The sequence below is a fragment of the Veillonella sp. HPA0037 genome, assembly GCF_000411535.1.
Classification (GTDB): Bacteria; Bacillota; Negativicutes; order Veillonellales; family Veillonellaceae; genus Veillonella; species Veillonella atypica.
Genome location: NZ_KE150483.1, coordinates 1,960,904 through 1,986,899, shown reverse-complemented (window position 1 = coordinate 1,986,899; position 25,996 = coordinate 1,960,904). Strand labels below are relative to the sequence as shown.

General features: G+C 39.3%; 21 protein-coding genes. 1 reads left to right on the top strand and 20 read right to left on the bottom strand.

The window, feature by feature from the left end; translation table 11 throughout:
- Positions 1–179 precede the first annotated feature (179 nt).
- The 20 genes from HMPREF1477_RS09055 to HMPREF1477_RS08960 form a co-directional block, all read right to left on the bottom strand.
- Positions 180–1,670, bottom strand: coding sequence for a TolC family protein (locus HMPREF1477_RS09055; RefSeq protein WP_016476597.1), 1,491 nt, complete (start codon positions 1,668–1,670; stop codon positions 180–182).
- Positions 1,671–1,696: 26 nt separating this feature from the next.
- The gene (locus tag HMPREF1477_RS09050) at positions 1,697–2,956 is read right to left on the bottom strand and encodes an MlaD family protein (protein WP_005383079.1); all 1,260 of its coding nucleotides are present in this window, start codon (positions 2,954–2,956) and stop codon (positions 1,697–1,699) included.
- The gene (locus HMPREF1477_RS09045) at positions 2,956–3,714 is read right to left on the bottom strand and encodes an ABC transporter ATP-binding protein (RefSeq protein ID WP_016476596.1); all 759 of its coding nucleotides are present in this window, start codon (positions 3,712–3,714) and stop codon (positions 2,956–2,958) included. Before HMPREF1477_RS09045 ends, HMPREF1477_RS09050 begins: the two co-directional genes overlap by 1 nt.
- Before the next feature lie 24 nt (positions 3,715–3,738).
- Entirely contained in the window at positions 3,739–4,500 is a 762-nt protein-coding gene (locus tag HMPREF1477_RS09040) for an ABC transporter permease (protein ID WP_009661489.1), read from the bottom strand.
- A gap of 36 nt (positions 4,501–4,536) precedes the next feature.
- A complete protein-coding gene (locus tag HMPREF1477_RS09035; RefSeq protein ID WP_016476595.1) occupies positions 4,537–6,564 on the bottom strand; it encodes a SpoIVB peptidase S55 domain-containing protein in 2,028 nt (675 codons plus the stop codon).
- A gap of 11 nt (positions 6,565–6,575) precedes the next feature.
- A complete protein-coding gene (locus HMPREF1477_RS09030; protein ID WP_009661435.1) occupies positions 6,576–6,860 on the bottom strand; it encodes a biotin/lipoyl-containing protein in 285 nt (94 codons plus the stop codon).
- Positions 6,861–6,945: 85 nt separating this feature from the next.
- Positions 6,946–8,286, bottom strand: coding sequence for a phosphodiester glycosidase family protein (locus HMPREF1477_RS09025; RefSeq protein ID WP_016476594.1), 1,341 nt, complete (start codon positions 8,284–8,286; stop codon positions 6,946–6,948).
- Between the two features lie 200 nt (positions 8,287–8,486).
- Complete coding sequence (locus tag HMPREF1477_RS09020; protein WP_038148246.1) at positions 8,487–9,716, bottom strand: rod shape-determining protein; 1,230 nt, start codon at positions 9,714–9,716, stop codon at positions 8,487–8,489.
- A gap of 49 nt (positions 9,717–9,765) precedes the next feature.
- Positions 9,766–11,031 carry a UDP-N-acetylglucosamine 1-carboxyvinyltransferase gene (gene murA, locus HMPREF1477_RS09015; RefSeq protein WP_009661423.1) on the bottom strand — a complete coding sequence of 422 codons (1,266 nt, stop codon included), beginning with the start codon at positions 11,029–11,031 and terminating at the stop codon, positions 9,766–9,768.
- 181 nt (positions 11,032–11,212) lie between these two features.
- A complete protein-coding gene (gene glpX, locus HMPREF1477_RS09010; RefSeq protein ID WP_005376616.1) occupies positions 11,213–12,175 on the bottom strand; it encodes a class II fructose-bisphosphatase in 963 nt (320 codons plus the stop codon).
- A gap of 33 nt (positions 12,176–12,208) precedes the next feature.
- Positions 12,209–12,853, bottom strand: coding sequence for a fructose-6-phosphate aldolase (gene fsa / locus HMPREF1477_RS09005; RefSeq protein ID WP_005383090.1), 645 nt, complete (start codon positions 12,851–12,853; stop codon positions 12,209–12,211).
- A 9-nt stretch (positions 12,854–12,862) separates the two neighbouring features.
- The gene (serS, locus tag HMPREF1477_RS09000; RefSeq protein ID WP_005379799.1) at positions 12,863–14,143 is read right to left on the bottom strand and encodes a serine--tRNA ligase; all 1,281 of its coding nucleotides are present in this window, start codon (positions 14,141–14,143) and stop codon (positions 12,863–12,865) included.
- A 72-nt stretch (positions 14,144–14,215) separates the two neighbouring features.
- Positions 14,216–15,169 carry a cation diffusion facilitator family transporter gene (locus HMPREF1477_RS08995; RefSeq protein WP_005379813.1) on the bottom strand — a complete coding sequence of 318 codons (954 nt, stop codon included), beginning with the start codon at positions 15,167–15,169 and terminating at the stop codon, positions 14,216–14,218.
- A gap of 166 nt (positions 15,170–15,335) precedes the next feature.
- Positions 15,336–16,655, bottom strand: a complete 1,320-nt coding sequence (potE, locus tag HMPREF1477_RS08990) for a putrescine-ornithine antiporter (RefSeq protein WP_016476592.1) — start codon at positions 16,653–16,655, stop codon at positions 15,336–15,338.
- A 63-nt stretch (positions 16,656–16,718) separates the two neighbouring features.
- Positions 16,719–18,893, bottom strand: a complete 2,175-nt coding sequence (gene speF, locus HMPREF1477_RS08985) for an ornithine decarboxylase SpeF (RefSeq protein ID WP_009661457.1) — start codon at positions 18,891–18,893, stop codon at positions 16,719–16,721.
- A gap of 396 nt (positions 18,894–19,289) precedes the next feature.
- A complete protein-coding gene (gene lysS / locus HMPREF1477_RS08980; protein WP_016476591.1) occupies positions 19,290–20,804 on the bottom strand; it encodes a lysine--tRNA ligase in 1,515 nt (504 codons plus the stop codon).
- Positions 20,805–20,833: 29 nt separating this feature from the next.
- The gene (gene greA / locus HMPREF1477_RS08975; RefSeq protein WP_016476590.1) at positions 20,834–21,307 is read right to left on the bottom strand and encodes a transcription elongation factor GreA; all 474 of its coding nucleotides are present in this window, start codon (positions 21,305–21,307) and stop codon (positions 20,834–20,836) included.
- A 112-nt stretch (positions 21,308–21,419) separates the two neighbouring features.
- On the bottom strand, positions 21,420–22,412 hold the full coding sequence (dusB, locus tag HMPREF1477_RS08970) for a tRNA dihydrouridine synthase DusB (RefSeq protein WP_016476589.1): 993 nt from the start codon (positions 22,410–22,412) through the stop codon (positions 21,420–21,422).
- Between the two features lie 91 nt (positions 22,413–22,503).
- Positions 22,504–23,271 (bottom strand): type III pantothenate kinase, encoded by a 768-nt coding sequence (locus HMPREF1477_RS08965; RefSeq protein WP_005376623.1) that lies wholly within the window; start codon positions 23,269–23,271, stop codon positions 22,504–22,506.
- A gap of 9 nt (positions 23,272–23,280) precedes the next feature.
- On the bottom strand, positions 23,281–24,255 hold the full coding sequence (locus HMPREF1477_RS08960) for a biotin--[acetyl-CoA-carboxylase] ligase (RefSeq protein ID WP_005376606.1): 975 nt from the start codon (positions 24,253–24,255) through the stop codon (positions 23,281–23,283).
- 215 nt (positions 24,256–24,470) lie between these two features.
- Here HMPREF1477_RS08960 and HMPREF1477_RS08955 point away from each other — a divergent pair, with 215 nt between their 5' ends.
- Positions 24,471–25,814, top strand: a complete 1,344-nt coding sequence (locus HMPREF1477_RS08955; RefSeq protein WP_009661425.1) for a threonine/serine exporter ThrE family protein — start codon at positions 24,471–24,473, stop codon at positions 25,812–25,814.
- Positions 25,815–25,996 lie beyond the last annotated feature (182 nt).

Below are 25,996 nucleotides of genomic sequence, written 5' to 3'. Positions count from 1 at the left end.
CACACCTAAAAAAATTACGCTTATTTATACATCAATATTACCATACTCTATGATATTTCAATAGTATATGATGTATAAATTTTATGAAATCAAAATGTAATACAGTTCATTCAACGATAAAAAAATGACGACCGCCGAAGCAATCGTCATTGTAAATAGAGTGTATATTATCTCTATGATTATTTTTTTGCAGGTGTAGCTGTCGCTAATGCTGCTAATTGTTCTACAGCACCACTATTAGCAATAATACTTGCCCCTTGACCTACAGGAGTATCCAAAGGGATACCTGTTGCTTGTTCAAGAGCAGAAATACTTACATTGTAATTATATAAAGCATCTACATAATTATTGCGAGATTCAGTCAATTTAGTTTCTGCATCGAGTACATCAAGGTTTGTACCCACGCCAGCGCGGTAACGAAGTGTTGCAATACGGAAGTTTTCTTGACCTTGATTTACTGCCGTTTGCGTACTTTGAATTGTTTGTTCTGCAGAACGCAAGTTAAGGTATGCTTGTTGCACAGCAAGATTTACCTTATCAACAGCTGCTAAATTAGCTTCCTTAGCCTTTTCTAATGTATCTTGAGCAACCTTAATTTTATTTTGTGTTTGGCCCCCATCCCACAAACTCCATGTAGCGGATGCGCCAATATGCCAAGATTTACTGCTTGTACCAAAGTAGCCATCTGGATCAGCATAGCCACGGCCAGCTTCGACACCTACTGTTGGTAAATAACCAGCTTTCTCAGCTTTTAAACCCTCTTCAGCTTGTTTTACAGCCATCGCAGATTGTACAAGAGCAGAACGATGAAGCATAGCATACGCTTTTGCTTGTTCTAATGTAACAGCATATGGTTTGTATTGCAAATCATGTTCTGCTGTTGTAATAGACGTTTGTGTTGGATATGCAATCACCAAATTCAAGTTTGCTTCCGCTAAATTCGCTGCATTTTGCGCTTTTACAAGGTTTGTTTGAGAGTCAGCCAAATTAGTATCCGCAGCCAATACATCAGAATTAGCTACAAGACCTACATTATATTGAGCCTTTACATTATCCACATGACCTTGGTAATCCTTAACAGCTTGGTTTGCTACGTCTACCTTGTTACGATACATAATCAATGTGTAGTATCCATTGATAGCATCATATTTAGCTTGTTGTAAAGCTTCTTCATAAGCAGCACCACTACCTTCTCGAGCAAAGCGAGACTTATCAATATTAGCATCTAACTCAGGGTTAAATACAGGGGCCTTAATAGTGAAGCTATGTTGACCAGTCTTACTAGTAACAGTTCTCCCCGTCATAGTATTGGCACCGCGATTACGAGCGCCTTGCCATGTATAGGATACATTAGGATTTTTTCCTGCTGCTGTAGCACTTACTGTGGCTTTTGCAGCTTGATAATCCCACAAGGATTGTTTCGCCGTGCGGTTATTAGCCAGTGCAAGAGAAACTGTGCTATCTTCATTTAGGTTCAATGCGACTTCATATTGTTGTGCATCTTGAGAAGCTTTTTGAGCTAATTGTTGTTGAGTTAATTGAATAGCTTCTTTTTGAAGTTTTGTGAGTTTGTCACCATTATTGACAGATGTAGAAACAACGTCACTTGCGAATGCACCTGTTGTAGCCATCGATAATATTATGGCTAATGAAAAGGCCTTCTTATTCATACGTATACCTCCACACGATATGTGTTTTAAAAGACTTGTTTAATACCAAAGTAGGTGCCTCCATTTGAAGAGCCAAATGGGCGTGTCATTTGCACAACACCGTACGTATTATTATGTAAGCGTATATCAGAACGTAGTCGATATTTAGGATGATTCAAATCATACATAGCTGCAGAAACACCAAAAGACCCACGTGGATTATAGTCAATGCCAAATCCGAGCTTGCTTTCAAAAATACCACCGCGTACTAACCATTTATTTGCGATAAATTTACCGCCATTCAAATCAAAATCGGTATCATCACCAATATTAGAAAGTCCAAATTCACCCATGCCTTTATCTGTGTAAACGCGAGCACGACCATTGATACGGACCTCTTCTTGATTTGTATTATAAAGTAAATCCACAGAAGGTTCTACTTTAATAGATGACTTTTTTTCAGAACCATTAGCCTCCGAGGAACCATTAACAGTTTCAGATGCATATGGTTTGCCACCTAACAATTTATTGACACGAGCAGAAATTTGCTCCGTATTATGCAATGTTGCTTTAATATTTTCTTGTGCTTTTGGATCCGTTACTGTTCCTTCCATGGAACGCGCCATGTGATCAACACGATCCGTAGTTTGTTTAATATTCGTCAAGATAGCACGCATGTCATTACCAGCATTACCATCGGCATTAAATTGTTGAGCCGCTTGATTTAGCTGAGCCGTCACATCTGCCATATTTTGTGTAACCGCTACCGCATTGTCAGCCATGACAGCCGTAGATTGCAACGAATGTTTTAATGCGTCTTGTGTTTTAGGGTCGCCAATAATATTATTAATGGATTGCAACATTTGTTCTGTACCAGCCATTAATTTTTGAGCACTTTGCATGGCTTTATCCATCGCATCGACCCCTTCACCTTTAACGGAATCACCATCATGTAAATATACGGTTGATTTACCAGGTGAAATTTGAATAAATTTATCCCCTAAGAATCCATCAGATCCTAAGGAAAATGTTGAATCGCTTGGTATTTGAGTTTTATCATCGACTTTCATCTTCACCAAAACACCAGATGGTGTAATTTCAATATCAGAAACCGTACCAATTGCGACACCAGAAAATTTAACCTGATTACCATTTTTTAACCCATTAACTTGAGCAAAATCACCGGTAATCGTCATCTGAGGTTTTGCAAATACGTCTATACGCCCCACAAATATGATGCCCAGCACGAACAACACAACACCTACAATTGTGAAAGCCCCTACTTTAGCTTCCGTCGTCCACTTCATTATCTGTCTCTCCTTGTTCCGATATCGATAGCCTCCGCCTCACCATGAATAAATTGTTGTACTTTAGGATTAGGTGAGTTTTTAAAATCCTCTGTTTTAGATACTTCTATAAATTTTCCCTTATCAAGTAATGCAATTCTGTCAGCCACATAAAAAGCAGATTGCATATCATGAGTTACTACGATAGATGTACAGCCCAACCGTTCTTGCATCCCCCGGATGAGCATGCTAATCGTTCCCGATGTAATAGGGTCTAGACCAGACGAAGGTTCATCGTATAAGATGAGCGTCGGGTCAAGAGCGATAGCCCGAGCAAGACTAACCCTTTTCTTCATCCCCCCAGATAACTCATTAGGCATGTAAGACTCATATCCGCTTAACCCAACCCAACCGAGTCGCTCATCAACAATATGTTGAATTTTTTCATCACTTAGATTGGTATGTTCCCTTAGTCCAAAGGCGACATTCTCCCCCACTGACATAGAGTCAAATAATGCGGAGTATTGAAATACCATGCCCATCTTTTGACGTACCTTATTAAATTCTTCTTCAGATAATGTAGTAATATCTACACCATCAACAATAATTTGGCCTGATGTGGGGCGTTGTAAACCTATAATCAAGCGTAATAGCGTACTTTTACCACTACCACTACCACCCAAAATAACAAGCGTCTCCCCATCTTTAATGGTCATATTAACAGAATCTAATATTACACGCGTGTCATAGGCTACAACCACATCACGTAATTCAATCATAAAGCCCTCGTTCGAGATAATCGATTAAAAGAGTAGAGTCGATAAAAAATAATTTAATACAAATACTAAGATAATACTTGTTACTACAGAACTAGTAGTGGAGAAACCAACAGCTTCGGCCCCCATCTTGGTATGCATTCCCTTATAGCACCCTACAAGAGCGATGACAGCACCAAAAACACTAGATTTAATTAACCCTAATGTAAAATCAGAAATGGTTGAAAACATTTGTATCGAATCTAAATAGGTGGCTGGTGCTAACCCCTTAATGGCAGTAGCTACAAAATAACCACCTGCAATACCAATGACAACGCCATAAAATGCGAGGATTGGTACCATAATCATGCAGGCTACAACGCGAGGTACAACGAGATAACCGATTGGATTTACAGCCATAACGCGTAATGCATCGATTTGCTCTGTAACCTTCATCGTACCAATTTCGGCCGTAATGGCAGCCCCTACACGGCCTGCTAATACAACGCCTACAAGAATAGGTCCTAATTCACGGCCCATCGCAACGGCCATGAGTCCGCCTACCGTACCTTGTGCACCATAGGTAATTAACACATCTGTTATTTGTAATGTCATTACACCACCTGCAAATAATAGTGTCAGACTAATAATCGGTAGTGAGTCTACGCCAAGATGAGCCATCTGTTGTAGCACATGCCATGCATTGAGCATTTTTAATTGTTTTATGGTCTGCCATAGAAGTAGCATGGCAGTACCCACATTCGATAAGCCGGCCATTACATTGCGGCCTATCGCCTCAAGCCAATTCACAACAGTCCCCCTTACTATTTGCTTATATTTCGAATTTTACTCTACTTGATCATTTGAAGGTTTATCATTAGATGGTTTCTCATTCGAAGGTGCATCACCTGCTGGTTTATCCTTGGATGGTTTTTCCTTAGATGGTTTATTAACAGACTTGTCTTTTTTATTTTGAGATGCTTTGGAATCTTTTTTATTACCTTGATCTTCTAATTCCAATTTATGTTCCATCTTAACCTGTTCTTTAGCTTCTTTAGCACGTTTAGCTAATGCTTTGTCACGGTCTTTAACACTCATAACTTGGATTGTAAATTGACCGTCCCCTTGAACAATATACTCTGTGTCGATAGCAGTTTTTTCATTTTTCTTTTCATCATCTTTGCCATCGCTAAGGTCTTCACTACCTTTTTTCTTTTTAAGATCTCCAGGACTAGGTTTATCTTCTACACCTTGAAGTTTTGCCTTTTTCACAGAACTTGTAGAAGCCTCTTCATTTACAAGACTAACGCCATCTTCTAAGATTTCTACAACAATTTGATTATTCGTATCAGTCTTTTGTAATTCATCAAACAAATCGTTAAAGTCTTTGTAAACTTTTAAACGACGTAGAACTTCATCAGTCAAATTATATTTTTGTTTTTCCAATACATAAGGCAATGGGATTTCGCCACCACCACGAACCTCTAAGGTATATTTACCTAAAGGTTGGTCTTTAGGTACTGTGAAGAATACCTCTTTATTAACTTTTTCCCCACGATATGGTTCCAATGTAACGTCAACTACAATCGTATCACCAGGAGATACAACGGTCGATGATGCAGCTGCATCTACAAGTTTTGCCGTTTTCTTATCTTGTGTTACCTCTGTTTCCACATTGATATCCGCAATTTCATAGTTAATAAAGCGATTGTTCATCAATACATCGATAACATTGTAAAATTCATCAACCGTTTTTTCACTAATAGATTCAGAGCTATAAAACATATTGGTTCGCGTTAATGATTTTTGTTCACCATTACGTGGTGTAATGGTATAGGTAATTTTAGCAGTACCGGCACCACTACGGTCTAGTGTCTTATTTAGCATATTATACAGTGCTGTAGCCGCCAATGTAGGTGTCATATCCTTATCTTCAATAACCTTTACATTAGACTGCTTGTCACGGCCCATATCGATATCTTTTAAATGAAAACGAACTGGAATCCCACTAGAAATAGTACCAGAAACACCAGCAATGCCTGCGCCACGATCCTCTGTAACAGTACCGATTTCTCGTCCCATAGAACCTAGTTTAAAGGCGGATTCATAACTTTTAACAACCGTAAAAATATTGGCATTATGCATAAAATAATTAGCAGAACCATGTTTCAAGAACGGATGTCCGAAGGCCACCATTTGTTTGCCATCAACATAGGTAACGGTCCCAATAGCACCGAGTTTTAAATCGCCATCAACCAATAATGCTGCTACAGAGCCACCAGCCTCTAACGGCTTAGCAATATCATCACTACTAGAACTAGCTGTATCATAGGTTTCGTAATTATATTGTGGTAATTTTGATTTAAAATACTCCATAGATGTACTATCAAATCCATAGGCCATCAAAGGAGTTTTCATTGGAATTAATTGTTTGTCTGACCAAGTATTTGTCAAATTCTTTTCATACGGTATATTCCATAATTTCACCATATCTTCGATAGGCGTTATCATGCCAATCGTGCCATCAGCAAAGCCCCAACCATATGCTACGGCACCTACAAGTTTCCCATTAATATATACAGGACTACCACTCATACCATGCGCAATGCCACCGGTCTGTTCCATAACAGGACCAGAAAACTTTGCAAGAATTAAATGTCCAGATGGGCCTTTATCCTTCATAACGCCCAATACCTTAACATTAAAATTCGATATCGTATCCCCTACTATTACTGTTTTTGCTATACCTTCCATACCAGTCTGTACATCTTGAACAGGCATAAAATCAACTGCCTGTGCCGATGATAGAGCACTACAGAAGAAAAGCGCCAGTATCGTTTTTCTATACCGACGCCAAGAATGAGAAAACTTCATTCCTATCTCCTTTATTTGCTTTCTACAGTGACAACGACTTGATCACGAGAAATATCCGAACCTACTGTAACATCAACTGCAGTCACAGTGCCATTCACCGTGGATTTAGCTGCCGCCATAGGGCCTGCCAATGTTTCTACAGTCACCAATGTTTGACCTTCTGTAACAGAAGTGCCAACAGCAACAGTAGAAGCAACTTTACCTGTTAATACACTTTGGTATGATACAGGGGCCGCCATTACAGAAGTAATACCTAATGCTGTTAAAGCAGCTAAGGCTAAAAGTGTCTTTTTCATAACGATCCCTCCTTTTACAATAGAATACATAAAGACATTATACTAAATCTCTAGCTTTTTTTCAAACAAAATTGTATGCAACTCATTACTTGATTATAAGTATTTTTTCATAAGCACTAGGCGTTTGATTACCTTTGTGAGTATAATGGCCATCAACCTCTACATCAACACTACCTTGATTAGATAATTCAAATCCATTGATAGCCCCTAAAGAGGTCAATAGGTTAGCCCCTTCTTCTAGTGTAACACCTACAGATGAAGCATTATGTTTATCTACAGTGGCTACAACTAGCTTTTCATCCTTTGTCGTGCCGATGAAACTTCGACTACGATTCGTAGAATCTTTAGGGCCCACATAAGTACCATTATGTAAAACCAGTGTGCCCCCTTCAACCATAGCGCCGCCAGCAGTCTCTACCTTCGCAAGTTCCGGACGTGGTTGCAATACAACAGGCGTGCCCACTTTTAAAGATTTTAATGAAGCTATGGCCTCACCATGAGCAGACAATACAAATTGATTGTTCCCTAATGCGGAATTGCCATTTCCCACCTTAAGAACCTTCCCATTACTTACTGTCACTTCATAACCGAATTCATTTGTATTTGTACTTTCACCAAAACTAGATGTATATAGCGTAAGAGCATTATTTCTACGTGGACCATTTACAGTGGTAATCACCAACGTAGATTTAGGTGTCTTAGCCTGCAACAATGGTTTCTTCTCTTCTATGAAATACCCTCTACTTGGCGTATAGCGAAGAACGCCAACGGATTGAATGCGATTTAAATCTACCTCACCAGATGCACTAACCGAATACGGTTTATCGAAGCTCTTTCCCGGAACGGATAAACCGACAGCAGCAATGTGTTGCTGTGAAATCGAGGACAAAGGCTTTCCACCGGGCACACTTGCTACCACCATTGGTGCATCATTGTTAACTGTCATCGCATAAGCGCGAATTAATCCCTCGTTAACTGCTGTTTTTATGTTAGCAGTCTGAATCGATGCACCTACACTTTTCGTTGTCTTCTGACTGTAATCTGAAAATAAATCAACAACCACACGATTGGGATTTGATAGGGTGAAAGCATGGTAATTAATCGATTGATTGGCAGATAGTCTCACTTGTAAACCATCATTAGTAGGTTGAAAGGACATACCTTTCAACACACCGATCTTATGTGTTGTACGTTCTGCGGCATTGGAAATTTTATTAGTTGTATTGGCTAAGTTCAAGGTAACCGTATTTTGGTTTGCGTTATATGACTTAGTCCAGGATAAAGGTAATTCAGTCATATCAAAAACAATACGGCTTGCACCATCATAATCGGATACTCGCACGGCTGTCAAATCACCGGCACAAGCAGTAACAGTAGTTGTTACCATAATAGATGCTATTATAGCGGCTGTTTTAAGGCGTATCATCATCGAACTCCTTTACAATATATAGAGTTTATAAATTCTGTATGTTAACGTATTCTGTTATAAATCAGAACTAGATATAACAACTCAAATTAGATTATACTTTATTATTAATTTTATACAATCTATTCACTTGTAGTATACACTATTTCTCGCAATAATACAAAAAGCTGAGACGGTTTCCCACCTCAGCTTTTCTAATTCTATTGTAAGTCTTCTAATGTATCTCGCAATGATGACATTTCATCTAATGTTTTTGCTACCCCTTTAATTACCGCATACCTTGGTAATTCGACTAAATAAGCAGCTATGCCAACAGATCGAGAAATAACACGGTCAAGTCCACTAATCAACGCCCCACCACCGGTGAGAATAATACCATGATCGCCTATAGCAGCCACCAATTCAGGTGGCGTTTTTTCCAATATAGACTTGATTGCCTCAAGAATACTCATAACTTGAGACTCTAATGCACGCTGTATTTCTAGCGAATGTAATGTAACTATCTTAGGCAAACCGCTAATAACATCACGCCCCCGAATTTCTACCTCTCGCTCTTCAGAACGCCGGTCTACAGTGCCTGCAGATATCTTTATTTCTTCCGCCGTTAGAGGACCAATGACAAGCTTTTTCTTGCGCCGTACATATTGAATAATAGCCTCATTAAAAGAATCTCCGCCAATACGCAACGATTCACTCACTACGACACCTGTATCACAAAGGACGGCAATATCCGTAGTGCCACCGCCTATATCTACGACCATAGCACCAACCTTATCCGCTTCATTTAAATTTGTGCCCATAGCCGCTGCTAAAGGCTCTTCAATAAGAACCGTCTTCTTAGCCCCAGTTCGTAGTAATGCTTCAAGAATAGCACGTTTTTCAACGGGAGTAATCCCCGATGGAACGCAAACAACGATACGTGTTTTCATGAGACGAGATGCAGGAACAACAGAACGAATAAAATACTTGAGCATAAATTCCGTCATGTCATAATCAGCAATAACGCCTGCCTGCACAGGTCGTATAACTTCAATTCCCGTTGGAGTTCGCCCAATCATGCGACGTGCGCTTTCACCTACTGCTAATACATCGCCAGTCCGAGTATCTTTCGCTACACAAGCAGGTTCATCTAGCACAAGTCCTTTGCCCTTGACATAGATTAAAACATTGGCTGTACCTAAATCGATACCTAAATCAAATGTAAGAGAACGACCAAATTTAAATACTGTCTCACCTACATTCTGATGGGACACAATACGCTTCAATGTCATAGCTGGAGTGGTCTTTGCAATCGGTTTCGTCCGTTTTTGACGGCGCTCTTTACGGCGTAATTCCGTTACCTTGACCATAGCAGCTCGTGAAGTGCGCTCTACAACCGACTCTTTTTTAGCTTTTGCATCATTATCTTGACTGCGACGCAAAGCCGGCACTTGTTTACGCCGGCTTCGTTTCTTTGTATTCTGTTTTGGCCTTTTGTTCTTATTCGTCAACCCGAACAATATCGGCACCTAACCTTTTCAATTTACCCACTAAATCATCATAACCGCGATCGATATGATGTAAACGACCTATTTCTGTTGTACCTTCCGCAGCTAAGCCTGCACAAACTAAAGCCGCCCCAGCACGTAAATCAGTTGCATTCACAACAGCGCCATGTAAGGATTGCATCCCTTCTACGATAGCTTGTCGATTATCTATATCTATATGAGCCCCCATCTTACGCAATTCAGCAACATGCATAAAACGATTTTCAAATACAGTTTCCGTTACTGTACTTGTGCCTTCCGCAATAGTAGTAAACGCCATGAATTGAGCTTGCATATCTGTAGGGAATCCAGGATATGGTAATGTTTTAATATCTACAGCTTTTAAGCCTTTGCCAGTGCTAATAACACGAATACCGTCAATATCTTCTTCTACGGTAACGCCTGCTTCTTTCAATTTAGCCACTACTGGTTTCAAATGTTCAGGTAATGCATTTTCTACGAATACATCACCGCCAGCCATAGCCGCAGCAATTAAATATGTACCAGCTTCAATACGATCTGGAATAACGGTATGGATAGCACCATGCAGAGATTCTACGCCTTCAATACGAATCACATTCGTACCTGCACCGCGAATATTGGCCCCCATCGCATTCAAGAATGTAGCTAAATCAACGATTTCTGGTTCTTCTGCAGCATTTTCAATAACTGTTTTACCCTTAGCCATAGAAGCAGCCATGATTACATTTTCAGTGGCCCCTACACTTGGGAAATCCAAGTAAATTTGAGTGCCTTGTAAGCCCTCTGGAGCATGTGCATATACATAATCTTCTGTGATTTCAATTTTTGCACCCAACGCTTCAAACGCTTTTAAATGTAAATCGATAGGGCGCGCACCAATAGCACAACCACCAGGCATAGAAATCTTAGCTTCCCCTTTGCGAGCCAATAATGGACCCATCACAAGGAAGGATGCTCTCATTTTGCGTACCAATTCATAAGGAGCTTCGGTAGCCGTCAACATGGATGCATCGAAGATAATTTCATCATCAGCTTCGTTTCGTGTAATCTTAACGCCCAAAGACTCAATAACTTGGGAGATGGTACCAACATCCTCTAAATTTGGAATTTCCAATAATTTACTCGGTGTTGATGCTAATAAAGTAGCTGCAATAATAGGCAACACCGCATTTTTCGCACTACTAACGCGCACGCGACCATTCAGCTGATTACCGCCTTTAATAACGAGCTTTTCCAAAAGAATTCCTCCTACATTTCTTATATCAAAATGGTTATGTTCATGTATAACCATATTCGTCACACTGTTATATACTAACGATTATTATACTATTTTTTAGGCTTTCTCATCAAGTAAAACCCCTAAGATTATCAATCTAATCTTAGGGGTCTACACAGACTATTTACTGAAAGCAAAGAAATTAACGAGCTTTCAATGTTGTTAATTTTTCATCTCTATGAATAGTATCTAGGAATCGTACAGTGCCTGTTTTAGAGCGCATTACAATAGTATGCGTACGAGCACCGCCTGGAAAGTATTGAATAGGATTCAATAAGTTACCACGTGTAATCGCTGTAGCAGCAAAGATTACATCGTCAGTACGCACTAAATCATCAAGTGTCAATACTTGGTTAACATCTTTGACACCCATTTCATGACAACGACGAATTTCTTCTTCATTTCCTGGTTTCAAACGGGCTTGCATATCGCCACCTGCACATTTAAGTGCTGCTGCGGCTAATACGCCTTCTGGTGCACCACCAGTACCGACAACCATATGTACGCCAGAACCTTCGATACAACATTCCATTGCAGGGTTAACATCACCATCAGAAATAAGCATAATACGAGCTCCTAAATCACGAGCTTCCTTCATTAAACCATAATGACGTTCACGATCTAGCATTACCAAGTTGATTTCATCAACCTTACGGCCCATCTTTGCAGCTACGTTTTGAATATTTTCTGTCAAAGATTTTGTAATATCAATAGCGCCAGCACCACGAGGACCTACACAAATCTTTTCCATGTACATGTCTGGTGCATGTAACAAGCCACCCTTTTCAGCAATCGCCATAACAGCAATAGCACCGTTTTGGCCTTTGGCAATCAAATTTGTGCCTTCAATCGGATCTACTGCAATATCTACTTCTGGACCGCCAGCACCAACATGTTCACCAATATATAACATTGGAGCTTCGTCGATTTCACCTTCACCGATAACAACGGTACCGGAAATACGGACAGAGTCAAAGGCTTGACGCATTGCATCAACAGCTAAACCATCGGCTTCGTCTTTTTGACCACGACCTAACAAACGACCACTACGAAGTGCAGCTGCTTCGACTACACGAGCAAATTCTAAAGATAAAGTACGATCCATTTTAGGGCCTCCTTAAAAAGATGTTTATATTACTTATTGATTAGCTTGTTTCCAATCAGCCATGAATTTTTCTAAACCTGCATCGGTCAATGGATGTTTCATAGCTTGTAACAACACTTTATATGGCACTGTTGCAATATGGGCACCAGCTTTCGCACATTGTAAAATATGCAATGGTGTACGTACGCTAGCAGCGATAATTTCAGTATTAATACCGTGAATAGCGAAGATATCCGCAATGTCTTGAATTAAGGTCAATCCATCCATGCTAATATCGTCAATACGTCCAACAAAAGGACTCACAAATGTAGCACCAGCGCGAGCCGCTAATAATGCTTGATTAGCAGAGAAAATCAATGTTACATTTGTCTTAATACCTTCTTTTGAAAGCACTGCAACGGCTTTTAAGCCTTCTGGAGTCATCGGGATTTTAACAACCACGTTAGAGCCTAGTTTTACAAGCTCATGCGCTTCTTCAATCATACCCGGTGCATCACTAGCAATGACCTCTGCACTCACAGGGCCATCTACAAGATCCGCGATTTCTTTAATTACTTGTTTTAAATCGCGTTTAGCTTTCACAATTAGGGATGGGTTTGTCGTTACCCCGTCGATAAAGCCATAAGAGTAAGCATCTTTAATTTCACTAAATTCGGCTGTATCTATAAAGAATTTCATGGGACCTCCTTATTTGGCAGGCGTAATTTTTTCTACGCCACCCATGTATGGAACCAACACCTTAGGAATCACAACGGAACCATCTGGTTGTTGATTATTTTCCAAAATTGCCGCTACGGTACGACCTACTGCAAGGCCAGAACCATTCAATGTATGAACGAATTCAGGTTTGCCTTTAGGACCACGACGGAATTTAATATTTGCACGACGAGCTTGGAAGTCCGTCATATTAGAGCAAGAAGAAATTTCTCTATATTTATTTTGTGCAGGCATCCATACTTCTACATCATACGTTTTAGCAGAACCAAAGCCGATATCACCAGTACACAATGTAATAACACGGAATGGCAATTCTAATAGACGTAATACTTCTTCTGCGTTATCTGTCAATTTTTCTAATTCATTCCAAGAATCTTCTGGTTTTGAAAGTTTTACCATTTCTACCTTATTAAATTGATGTTGACGAATCAAGCCACGTGTATCACGGCCAGCTGAACCTGCTTCAGCACGGAAACAGGCAGTAAATGCAGTGTAATATTTAGGCAATTCATCTTCACTCAAGATTTCACCGCTGTGATAATTGGTTAATGTAACCTCAGCAGTAGGAATCAAAAAGTATTCTGTATTCTCAACGTGGTACATATCTTCAGCAAATTTAGGCAATTGGCCTGTACCTGTCAACGTTTCACGAGTTACCATATATGGTGTCATCATTTCTGTATAGCCTTGCTTATCAACATGAAGATCAACCATGAAGTTAATAAGAGCACGTTCTAAACGAGCACCTAAGCCTTTATATACGGTAAAGCGAGCACCGGACATTTTTACAGCACGGTTAAAATCAAGAATATCTAATTCTTCGCCGATATCCCAATGCGCTTTTGGTTCAAAATCAAATTGACGTGGTTCACCCCATTTGCGTTGTTCTACATTTTCGTCTTCATCAGCACCAACAGGAACAGATGCATCACACATATTTGGCAACATCAATGCAGCATTGCGCAAAGATTCTTCTACTTCGCGAATGCGACCATCTAATTCAGAAATTTCATCGCCAACGCGTTTCATTTCTGCAATTTTATCATCTGCATTTTCTTTATTGCGTTTTAATTGGCTGATTTCTTCTGTTACAGAATTACGTAATGCCTTTAATTCTTCAACCTTTTGAATCAATTGTTTTCGTTCATCATACGCAGCAACAAAGGTATCAAGATCACCCTTTGTATGACGATTATCCAAATTTTGTTTTACTAATTCGAGATTTTCTCGGACAAATTTCAAATCTAACATAGTATCAGCCTCTTCTATTATGTCGTACAATTTAGTATTTTAATACATTTAAGTATACCATAAAATATAGCATTATTCATCATCTTCTTCATCGAGAAGATAATCCTTAGCCATCCATTTACGTGTGGCAGTGAAGGAGATAGTGACCCATTTCTCTGTGGGATTACCGCCGATTTCTTCATCTATTTCATTTCGAATACGATCAAGTTCTGCTATTGTTTGATAAGGAAACTTCTTTGGCACTAGAATATCAATCTCTATGATGCGCGAGTTACCATAAGCCTGTACACTCGTCACATAATCCTTAAATGAATATTTTTCCATAAAACGATCCATGATTTCTTGTACCTCATCATGCAAAGATGAAGGCGCCCATCCCAAGATTTGTTTTGTAGAAGGTACAATAATCTTAATAACAGATGGTGTCATTTGCAATGCTAGTACAATCAAAACGATAGGGTCAATATATACCGCCCAATAACTATATGATGTATCCTCTAACAAGATAGCAGCTATAAAGCTGATGAGGATGGCTGCCTCAAGCCACGCGTCAACAGACCAGCTCACATTATCAAACTTGATTAGATTCGATTGTAAACTTTTATTAATGCGATGTACATAAAAATAATATGCTGTATCGGCTATAGTAAAGAAAATAGCATAGTAAATAGCTATACCGAAATCAACATGGCGACCACCATTTAGTAAATCCCCTATACCACTAATCAATGCGTATAATACAATCAATAGGATAAAAAATCCTTCTACAACGAGCACAAGCGGCTCAAATTGCCAATATCCAAACTGGAACCGTTTACTTGTTTCGCGCGCTACCAATTTGGCCGTCATAAGCATCATAATCTTAATGATTACATCGATGAATGAAAATATACCATCTAATAATACGGCACTAGAACCAGTAATTACACCCATAATAGTACCACTAACGGCCACCAACGACATTAATGCAACGGATTGCTTTAGTAATCGTTGTTCTATGGAACGTCTTGCAGCTAATATATCCATAATTACCCCCTTTTATACCTATATTATTTTATTATACCCTAATATTGAGTATTTTTAAAATCACACAAAATAGCCCCCCACTATTAGAATTCTATACTTCTAATAGCAGAGGACTATTCAAAGGAGATAGTATCGCCAAAGTTCTTATAACAATAGCTTAATGGTACTATTTACCAATATTATGTTCTAAATCAAAACGATCGGATACGAAACCGTATAATGTCCAACCTGCAAAGGTTACAATAGAACCGTATGTCATAGCTTCAAAACCAGATGCATACAATGCATATAAGCTATATAAGGAACCGATAAAGGCGATGAATGTCGTACCTTTAAGCTCACTACCAACACGTTTTGCAGCTTTCATCAATACGATAACGGCACCCATGGATAATAGATAAGGAATAATATTCGTTACAACGGCCAAGTTAACCAATGTTTCGAATTGTTCACTTAAGGAAGGACTAATTGTCATTAAACTCATAAAAGATTGCAAGATAGTAATTGTTACCATACCAACTACTGGAGCATCTTTAGATGTAATTTTACTGAACAATTTAGGGAAGTAACCTTCGTCAGCGGCGCCTTTAAATACGTTCGCAATCGTGAACTGCCAACCAAGCAAGGAACCGAAGCAAGACATAACCATAAGGCCCATTACAATCTTACCAACTGTACCATTGAACATGGACGCAAATGCTAAACCAAATGGTGCATTACTATTAACAAGTTCGCTAGCTGGTACGATACCAAACATCATGTTAGTGGAAACGATATAAATCGCAGCAGCGCCTAATGTACCACCAAGAACGGCTTTTGGTACATTCTTTTCTGGATTATCTACAGCATCAGCGTTAGCACATGCGGATTCTAGGCCAAGGAAAGCCCACAATGTCATAGCGATGGAGTTTGTAGCAGCTTCACCAAATGGCATGTTGTTTACATTCCAGTTTGCCACATACATATCTGCGGAGAAATAAGCCCAACCTACAGTACTAATTACAAGTACTGGTGCAATAACGCCCCATACAGTAAAGCTAGATACACGACCTGTAATACTAGCACCACCAAAGTTCAATACTGTTGCAAGCCATAATGTGAAAATTGTATAAATACCAGTCATTAATGGTGTTAATGTTGCATCAGCAAATGTCGCTGCATAACCTACAGCAGAAATAGCGATTGCAATATTCGCAATCAAAAGAGATACACCATAGGTATAGTTTGCCATAAAGTTCCCCGCTTTACCGAAGGAATATTCAGCATAACCACCCATACCGCCACCCTTGCGTCCATACATACCACATTTAGCAAATGCGTATGCCAAACACATGGAGCCAACAGCTGTGATCAACCAAGAAACGATTGAAAGAGCACCTACCTGCGCCAACTTTGTTGGCAACATGATAATACCGGAGCCCATCATATTTACAGCTGTTAAAATTGTCAGCTGCAATACGGACATTTTATTTTTGCCTGTACTCATAGTTTTACCACCTTTTTATTGATTGTGGCGCCGTCAGAGAAACTCTGACGGCACACAATAGTGTTATTTTTCAAATTCTTTTTTCAATACATAGCCATAAGCTTTTTTAGTTCCATCTGGTTGTGGTGTAATGTATACGCCTTGGATTTCAGGAGCAAAGCCAGGTAACTTGTTGATGCCTTCTTGCAATGCTAAGAAGTAATCACAAGCTGTTTTGGACCAGCGTTCACCAGGTTGTACACACAATACTCCAGGAGGATATGGGAGAGCGCCTTCAAGAGCAATGCGGCCTTCAGCTTCATCTAATGGTACAAGTTCGCCTTTACCACGTTGGAATTCAAAGTTCGCTTCTTGAGGATTCATTACATATTCTGGAAGGTAGTCATGTAAGAATAAGCGTTCTTGCAATGTACTAACTTGTCTATCCTTGTAGAAATCATGCATTTCTTGGCATAATTGACGGATATGATAGCCTTTATATTTGTCGATATTAGCATAGTAAATCGATGGTAAAACATCTTGCATAGGAGCATCAGCTTCAATTAATTCTTCAAAGCGAATCAATTGTGCCACTAAATCGTCCATCTTAGTTTTGGATTCTGCTGGTGTCATCAAGAATAAAATAGTATTCAAGTCACATTTTTCAGGAATGATACCATTTTCACGTAAGTAGTTTGCAAGAATATTGGCATGAATACCGAAGTCTTCGTATTCACCAGTTTCTACGTTGATACCAGGTGTAATCAATTGGAACTTGCAAGGATCGATAAAGTATTGGCCTTTACCATAACCTTTGAAGGAGTGCCATTTAGCATTTGGTTCAAATGCGAAGTAGTCCACATCTTGAGCCATTTCTTTAGTATCCCCATCTTCCCATTTTTTACCATGTACAACAGGAGGTACTAATGGACGAAGGTATTTACAATGTTTCAATACAGATTTACGAGCATCGATAACTGTTTCTACACAGTCAATCCAAAGTTTTTTACCAGCTTCGCCTTCATGCATCTTAGCATTTACGTCAAGTGCTGCAAATAATGGATAGAATGGAGATGTAGACGCATGCATCATAAATGCATTGTTAAGACGTTTATGGTTTACATAACGGTCTTGACCTTTAACGTGTTTATCTTTTTTGTGGATTTGAGATGTTTGAGAGAAACCAGCTTGTTGTTTATGAACAGATTGTGTTACCAATACACCTGGGTCATTAGGGCCTAATTCCAAGAGCAATGGACTGCAGTCTTTCATCATAGGGATAAATTGTTCGTAACCAACCCATGCGGAGTCGAAGAAGATGTAATCACAAAGGTGACCAATCTTATCAACAACTTGACGCGCATTATAGATAGTACCATCGTATGTACCTAATTGGATAACTGCTAAGCGGATAGGACGCTCTGCTTTTGCTTTTTCAGGATCTTTTTCAGCAATCAATTCACGAATGTATTTTTCGTCGAAGCAGTGTTCCAAAATACCACCGATAGAACCGAATGGATTACGCGCTGTTTCAAGGTATACAGGAGTTGCACCAGCCATTACAAGAGCACCATGGCAAATGGATTTATGGTTGTTACGATCATATAGAATGATATCGCCAGGTGTTAATAGGGCATTCAATACAACCTTATTAGATGAAGATGTACCATTTAATACGAAATATGTTTTATCTGCATTATATACTTGCGCCGCATGTTGTTGAGCCGCACATGCTGGACCTTCATGGATTAAAAGGTCGCCTAACGCAACGTCCGCATTACAAAGGTCAGAGCGGAATACGTTTTCACCGTAGAAGTCATAGAATGCGCGACCAGCTGGATGTTTACAATAGAATTGACCACCTTGGTGACCTGGACAGTCAAATTGAGAGTTACCTTCTTCTACATAATCAGCCAACGCTCTAAAGAATGGAGGCAACATAGATTCTTCATATTTGTCAGCAGCAGCTTCGATTTGACGTTTATATAAGTCGAAGTTTGTACTAGAACCATCAATTACACGTTCCACTTTCCCCATGAATTGATCGATATCAACAGAATTATCAAAAACAACTAAGAATACAGGGATGCCAAAAGATTTTACAGTTTCATTATCTAAGATAGCTGTATCACTTTCACTAATAACGATTGCTCCTATATCAGTAAAATCGGTTTGACTTAAATCTACACTTTCATGGCCGTCTAAAGGTCCAAAGTAATATTGTGCCTTATGAGAAAATGCAACCTTCATGTGTTTCATAATACGTTCCTCCTAAAGTAAGAGTTGTAATTAAAATTAATGGAACTTATGTACATAAATATAAGATGTATACCCCTTTAGTAATTGATAGCTATCTCATTTAGTTAGGTGTATTCTTTATCTTTATGTATATTCTAACATTTATGCAATTTAATTAATAGCGTGTAATTATACGTATTATACATATAGTTCTACTTGTTATGAGTTTTATGCAAGATGAATATTACATTAAATTATAGAATATAGTCGTATAAACTTTTTCATATGTTGATAACAATTATTAATAAGCAAGGTGTATTGTACACAACAATCCATGTATATCTACTTACTGACACACAAAAAGGCTGTAACTAAAACACGGTTTTACCGCATCCTGTTACAGCCTTTTGTTTAAAATTATTCAGTTATTTCTTCTTCTTGTACTTGAGATGTTTCAGGTTTCATTAATGGGAACAACAATACATCGCGAATAGATGCAGAGTCTGTCAAGAACATAACAAGACGGTCAATACCAACGCCCAAACCTGCTGTTGGTGGCAAACCGTATTCAAGAGCATTGACGAAGTCTTCATCCATACGATGCGCTTCATCATCGCCAGCTTCACGTTCTTTCAATTGATCCAAGAAACGTTGCTTTTGGTCAATTGGGTCATTTAATTCGGAGAAGCCATTTGCCAATTCGCGACCATAGATGAACGCTTCAAAACGTTCTGTAGCCAATGGGTTTTCACGACTTGCTTTGGCAAGTGGAGAAATTTCTTTTGGATGGCCATATACGATAGTTGGTTGAATCAAGTTTTCTTCTACATAATCTTCGAAGCAAGCATTCAAGATTTTACCAATACCATCATTTTCTGTGTATTCTACATTCAAACGATCAGCAATAGCACGCGCTTCTTCTACAGTAGTTACTGCATCAAAGTCTTCACCAGTGTATTTTTTAACACCTTCTGCCATTGTGATACGATTCCAAGGTGGAGTTAAGTTGATTTCAGTGCCTTGGTATGTAATTTCTTGTGTACCGAGTACTTCTTGAGCACAGTAGGATACAAGATTTTCTGTTAAACGAATTGCATCTTCTACATCGCCATATGCTTGGTAAGATTCGATAGTTGTGAATTCTGGGTTATGACGATTATCGATACCTTCATTACGGAAACAACGGTTCATTTCGAATACGCGTTCCATACCGCCAACGATTAAGCGTTTTAGATATAATTCAGGAGCAATACGCATGTAGATATCGATATCAAGCGCATTGTGATGAGTAATGAATGGACGCGCAGCTGCACCGCCTGGAATTGGATGCATCATAGGTGTTTCCACTTCCATAAAACCATCGTTCATCATGTATTCGCGAATCTTCGCAACGATTTTAGAACGTTTAATGAATGTATCGCGCACTTCTGGGTTTACGATTAAATCTACATAACGTTGACGGTAGCGAAGTTCAGTATCCTTTAAGCCATGCCATTTTTCAGGTAATGGACGCAATGCTTTGGACAATAATGTTAATTTATCAACTTTGATTGTAACTTCACCACTATGAGTTTTAAATACATGACCTTCGATACCAACAATATCACCAATATCAAGCATTTTTACATATTTGTAATTGTCTTCGCCCAATACATCTTTACGGAAATATACTTGGATATCGCCAGATAAATCGCGAATATTGGCAAATGCTGTTTTACCATGTGAACGCATCGTCATCAAACGGCCAGCAATGACTACAGGTTGGTCTTCGTAGTTCAAGAAGTCATTTTTAATATCTTTTGCATGATCTTTAACGACAAATCGTTGACCAAATGGATAAATCCCATCAGCTTCATATTCAGCCAATTTGTCGCGGCGAATTTGCATTTGATCATTTAATTCTTCTTGTAAGTTTTTAATTTCTTCACTCATGTTATCGCCTCTTTTGTTAAAATGAAAAATTATTGAATTGCTAACACTTTGAAAGTAACAGGACCATCTGGTGTGGATACCTCTACTTCATCGCCCTTACGTTTACCCAAAATAGCTTTACCTACAGGTGATTCGTTGGAAATACGATTGTTGAAAGGATCTGCTTCGGAAGAACCAACAATAACATATTCCAATTCATCATTGTACATTGTATCTAATACGGTAACCTTGCTACCTACGGATACTACATCACCCTTAATGGATTCATCAATGATTTTTGCTGTATTAATTTTATTTTCTAACTCAGAAATATAACCTTCAATGAAAGCCTGTTCATTTTTAGCATCATCATATTCAGAGTTTTCGCTGATATCGCCGTATTCAATAGCTGTTTTAATACGTTGTGACACCTCAATACGGCGCACAGATTTATAATATGCTAAATCATCCTCAAGTTTTTTCAAACCTTCGGCTGTAAGTAATGTTTCTTTTACGTCTGCCATAGATTCTCCTAATCTTTCTACATATAAATAATAGAAAAAGTGTCATAGTACGATGACACCTTATCTTTCATCTTTAATTTTTAATCAATTATACTAAGAACCCCTGTATTTGTCAATGTGAGCCCCAGTTTTCCAATACATCTCTATAGGTTGAAAGCTCTGTTTTAAAGCTTTCAACAGTGTGAATTGTATTCACACGATTACGCCAATAAGCTGCTTCAGGCATTCCCCTCATATACCATCCCGCATGTGTTCGGATTTCTCTTACTCCTAGAGCCGCCCCTTTATACCGACAGAGTAGTTCAAAATGTTTGAGCAACATATCTAGTCGCTCTAAATAGGTAGGTTCTGGTCTTAATTCACCTGTCGTTAAATAGTGATTAGTGCGCTCAAAAATCCATGGATTGCCTTGTGCACCACGACCAATCATAACCGCATCACAACCTGTTTCTTGCATCATACGAAGCGCATCTTCAGGAGTCCATACATCACCATTCCCTATTACGGGGATTGATAAGGAATCTTTAACCGCTTTTATATAGGACCAATCCGCTCGCCCCATATACATCTGTTCCCGTGTGCGCCCATGAACAGCAACAGCTGCAACACCAGTACTTTCGATACGTTTGGCAAAGTCGACCACATTGATATGATCATCATCCCAGCCGATACGCATTTTTACCGTCACCGGTACATCAACAGCTTTTACTGCGGCTTCTGCTACGCGAGCCGCCAAGTCAGGTGTTTTCATCAACGCCGAACCGTCACCGCTAGAGACGACCTTTTTAACAGGACACCCCATGTTGATATCTACAATATCTGCACCAGCAGCTGCTACCACCTTCGCCCCCAATGCTATTGCTTCTGGATTGGAACCAAAAATTTGCATCGATACAGGATGCTCGACCGCTTCCATACGCAATAACTCATGCGTGCGCTCATTTTTATATTTGATACCCATAGCACTGACCATTTCGGTACAAACCATGGAGGCACCATGTTCTTTGGCCAACAGTCGATATGCTATATCGCTAACCCCTGCCATAGGAGCTAAAATAGCCTTACCTTGGATAGGTACATTGCCAATGGTCCATGTTTCTATCATTATAATTCACCTAATAAAACAGGTACAGCCTAAGCCGTACCTGTTGTTATACATTCATACTATAATTACAACCAACTCTATTATAGTACCATTATTTATTTCGTTCGTAAATAAGACGGAGACCTTCCAATGTAAGCATTGGCTCTACATGGTCGATACAATCGGTAGCACTGCTGATGAGCTGTGCCAAGCCACCTGTTGCCACCACAGTTACATCGCCACCCATTTCAGCTTTCATACGTGTCACTAGCCCCTCTACCTGTCCTACATAGCCATAGAACATACCGGATTGCATAGATGATACCGTATTACGATTAATAACCTGACCTGGGTCCTTTACCTCAATACGAGGCAATTTTGCAGCGCGTTGGAACAGAGCCTCTGCTGAAATCGTTACGCCTGGCGTAATAACGCCACCAATATAATCACCATTTCCAAGGACTGCACAATAAGTTGTAGCGGTGCCAAAATCAATGATAATCAATGGCCCCTTATATACAGCATTGGCCGCTACGGCATTGACGATGCGGTCAGCACCTACCTCACGAGGATTATCATATTTAATAGCGATACCTGTTTTTGTGCCAGGACCTACAATGATAGGATTTACATTAAAGTAACGCAAGCATACACGTTCTAATGTTGGCATCAATGGCGGTACTACAGAGGAAATAATGATAGCCTTGATATCCTTTGCGTTAACCTTGCGATCATGAAAAAACAAATTCATCATCAACATGCCATATTCGTCCGTGGTACGCACACGATCTGTAGAAATTCTCCAGTGTCCTACTAAATTTTTCTTATCGTAAACACCGAGAACAATATTCGTGTTTCCCACATCAATTACTAATAACATGCATTCCTCCTATTTTCGCGGACGTATAGAAACATCGCCTGCAACAATTCGTTTAACTTCCCCATTAGTCGTTTTCACCAATAAATTTCCATCGTCATCGATATCAGTTGCCACACCTTCATAGGTATTCCCCGGTGCTCTAACCTCAATTTCTTGATTCAAAGTAACGCTCAACTTACGCCATTCATTTAGGGTATCCTCAAACCCACTATCTAGCACATCGTAATATTGGTGTTCTAATTCTTCTAAGATGATTTTGAAAGCTTCTGTCCGTTCAATATCAACGCCTTCCATTAAGAGAGATGTGGCGATTTGTTTTATTTCTTCCGGTAGCTCTTCTTGTTTCGTCTTAACATTGACCCCTATGCCCATAACGATATAGGAAATTTCCTCCATCGATCCAGACATTTCAGTCAATATACCAACAAGCTTACGACCATTTACCAAAATATCATTCGGCCATTTAATACCTGCATCAGCAAGCCCCATTTTGTGAAATGCCTTAGTAAGCGCCACAGCAGCCATCAACGTACATTTAGGAGCCTCCGCAGGGGGGAAATCAGGTCGGAGAATAAGGCTAAACCACAAGCCTTTTCCAAAGGGAGAATACCAACCACGAGACAAGCGGCCACGACCAGCAGCCTGTTCCTCTGTAACGACTACGGTACCTTCCTCAGCGCCTTGTTGCGCCAATCTACGAGCTTCTAAATTCGTTGATTCAGTTGTATCCATATATACATATCGTTTACCAAAAATATCGGTATTCAATATTTGTTTCATTGCTAATGGGCTTAACAAATCCGGTTCCTCCAACAAACGATAACCACGCTTTGTATAGGACTCAATTTTATAGCCCTTTTGTCTTAGTGCTTTTATATGCTTCCAAATGGCAGTTCGTGATACATGACATGCTTCAGACATATCTTGACCTGAAACAAAGTCACCTTGATTCTGTCTTAAGAATTCTAGTACTTCATCACGCATGATAAGGCCCCTTTCTCCTGTCGGTTTACAATTCGATTGTACAAGTGGGCCCTTGAAAAAGCAAGTGTTATTTATCAATTTAATAAATAATCATTCAAAAAAATGCAAAAAATCTAGATTTTTATACCCCATTAGGTAGACAAATAGATTAATGAATGATATTACAGGCCATTAATAGTATAATGAGTAAAGGATGATGAAATTAAGGAGTAGTAATGAAACGATTTACATTAGAAGAAAAAAATGAGGTCCTGGAGACCCCCTTTATCCATATTCATCGAAAATTGGATGTATTATTAAATATTGCTAAACTACTAATGGAATGCGGTGCTGACACAGTACGAATAGTATCGGAAATCCAACAGGCTGCTACATTTATGGGGATTCCACACAATTATTTAAATATCCACATTAGTTATACAACCATTATGATTAATATTTTTCATGAAGAGCGCTCTATAACAGTTTTCCGGAAAACGCCAACCCACATACCGAATATGGCTATGATTAATGCCATATCAAAACTCACCTGGCGAGCTTTTGAACGCCATTATTCTTTAACTACCTATGAACGTTTAGTTGGGAAACTACAACAAACGATTCCCGTCTATCCAGTCTGGGTAAAAGGTATTGCTTGCGCATTAGGATCTGCCGGTCTAGCTTACTTATACAGTGCGGATATTATTGCATTAGTAGTAACATTCATCTGTTCATTATGTGGCTATTTTATGAGGGTCGTATCTCAGCGCCTTGGATTTAATGAGTATTTAGGCAACGCTATCTGCGCCTTTACGGCCATGTTTATTGCCTATGGTTTCTATACCTTCATCGAGTTAGGATCACTGGTATATGTCCTCGTCTGTTGTACACTCTTCATGATTCCAGGTGTGCCACTTATCAATTCGGTTATCGATACTATAAACAACCACATTTTATCCGGCATAACACGAGCTATTAGAACCTTACTTATCGTGGGCAGCATGACACTCGGCATGGCGATGGCTCTTTACTTCAGTCCATTGCCGGCATTTAACTTTGTGGATATTAAGCCTCATATTTTTTCTATAGCACAGATTATTGGTTCCTTTGTTTCCGCCGCCTCATTTGCTGTACTATTTAATTCACCAGCTCGTCTATTACCCTATATCGGGCTAGGCGGTGTCGTTTGCGTAGCAATTCGTAACTTAATGCTTTTAGAATACGGATTTGCCTTACCCGGTGCTACATTCATTGGTGCAGCCGTAATGAGCGTCATCTTTGTCAAACTCTCCACATGGCTACGAACATCTGGTCCGGTACTAGTCGTACCATCAGCTATCGCACTGATGCCCGGCATTTTGCTCTATCGTTTTCTATTTGATATATTACACATAAACTCACTAAACGAATCAGGTCTATTGTACATGGCACAAAACGGGACTACTGGCATTCTATCTATTGTAGGTATCGCAGTCGGTGTGGCTGTGCCAAATGTACTAGCCCAACGATACCTTCAAAAACGTAAGAATCAACGCACTCAAGAATTGATGGCTACGAGACATGCCTGTGATGGACAATAGCAAGAAAACAACTATATATACAACAAGGGGCTGTTTTCTTACAGCCCCTTTTATATTGCCTTACATATACATACCTATTTTAAAATAGAACAGGCCTGTTCTATTTTTTAGAAGCACCATACATACCTTTCCTAAATTAGTACACGCCTGTTCTATTTTTTAAGAGCCCATTTATTACATAC

Coding starts and splice junctions, on each gene's coding strand:
- HMPREF1477_RS09055 (WP_016476597.1), bottom strand. CDS start 1,670: ATGAATAAGAAGGCCTTTTCATTAGCCATAATATTATCGATGGCTACA.
- HMPREF1477_RS09050 (WP_005383079.1), bottom strand. CDS start 2,956: ATGAAGTGGACGACGGAAGCTAAAGTAGGGGCTTTCACAATTGTAGGT.
- HMPREF1477_RS09045 (WP_016476596.1), bottom strand. CDS start 3,714: ATGATTGAATTACGTGATGTGGTTGTAGCCTATGACACGCGTGTAATA.
- HMPREF1477_RS09035 (WP_016476595.1), bottom strand. CDS start 6,564: ATGAAGTTTTCTCATTCTTGGCGTCGGTATAGAAAAACGATACTGGCG.
- HMPREF1477_RS09030 (WP_009661435.1), bottom strand. CDS start 6,860: ATGAAAAAGACACTTTTAGCCTTAGCTGCTTTAACAGCATTAGGTATT.
- HMPREF1477_RS09025 (WP_016476594.1), bottom strand. CDS start 8,286: ATGATACGCCTTAAAACAGCCGCTATAATAGCATCTATTATGGTAACA.
- glpX (WP_005376616.1), bottom strand. CDS start 12,175: ATGGATCGTACTTTATCTTTAGAATTTGCTCGTGTAGTCGAAGCAGCT.
- fsa (WP_005383090.1), bottom strand. CDS start 12,853: ATGAAATTCTTTATAGATACAGCCGAATTTAGTGAAATTAAAGATGCT.
- serS (WP_005379799.1), bottom strand. CDS start 14,143: ATGTTAGATTTGAAATTTGTCCGAGAAAATCTCGAATTAGTAAAACAA.
- HMPREF1477_RS08995 (WP_005379813.1), bottom strand. CDS start 15,169: ATGGATATATTAGCTGCAAGACGTTCCATAGAACAACGATTACTAAAG.
- potE (WP_016476592.1), bottom strand. CDS start 16,655: ATGAGTACAGGCAAAAATAAAATGTCCGTATTGCAGCTGACAATTTTA.
- speF (WP_009661457.1), bottom strand. CDS start 18,893: ATGAAACACATGAAGGTTGCATTTTCTCATAAGGCACAATATTACTTT.
- lysS (WP_016476591.1), bottom strand. CDS start 20,804: ATGAGTGAAGAAATTAAAAACTTACAAGAAGAATTAAATGATCAAATG.
- greA (WP_016476590.1), bottom strand. CDS start 21,307: ATGGCAGACGTAAAAGAAACATTACTTACAGCCGAAGGTTTGAAAAAA.
- dusB (WP_016476589.1), bottom strand. CDS start 22,412: ATGATAGAAACATGGACCATTGGCAATGTACCTATCCAAGGTAAGGCT.
- HMPREF1477_RS08965 (WP_005376623.1), bottom strand. CDS start 23,271: ATGTTATTAGTAATTGATGTGGGAAACACGAATATTGTTCTCGGTGTT.
- HMPREF1477_RS08960 (WP_005376606.1), bottom strand. CDS start 24,255: ATGCGTGATGAAGTACTAGAATTCTTAAGACAGAATCAAGGTGACTTT.
- HMPREF1477_RS08955 (WP_009661425.1), top strand. CDS start 24,471: ATGAAACGATTTACATTAGAAGAAAAAAATGAGGTCCTGGAGACCCCC.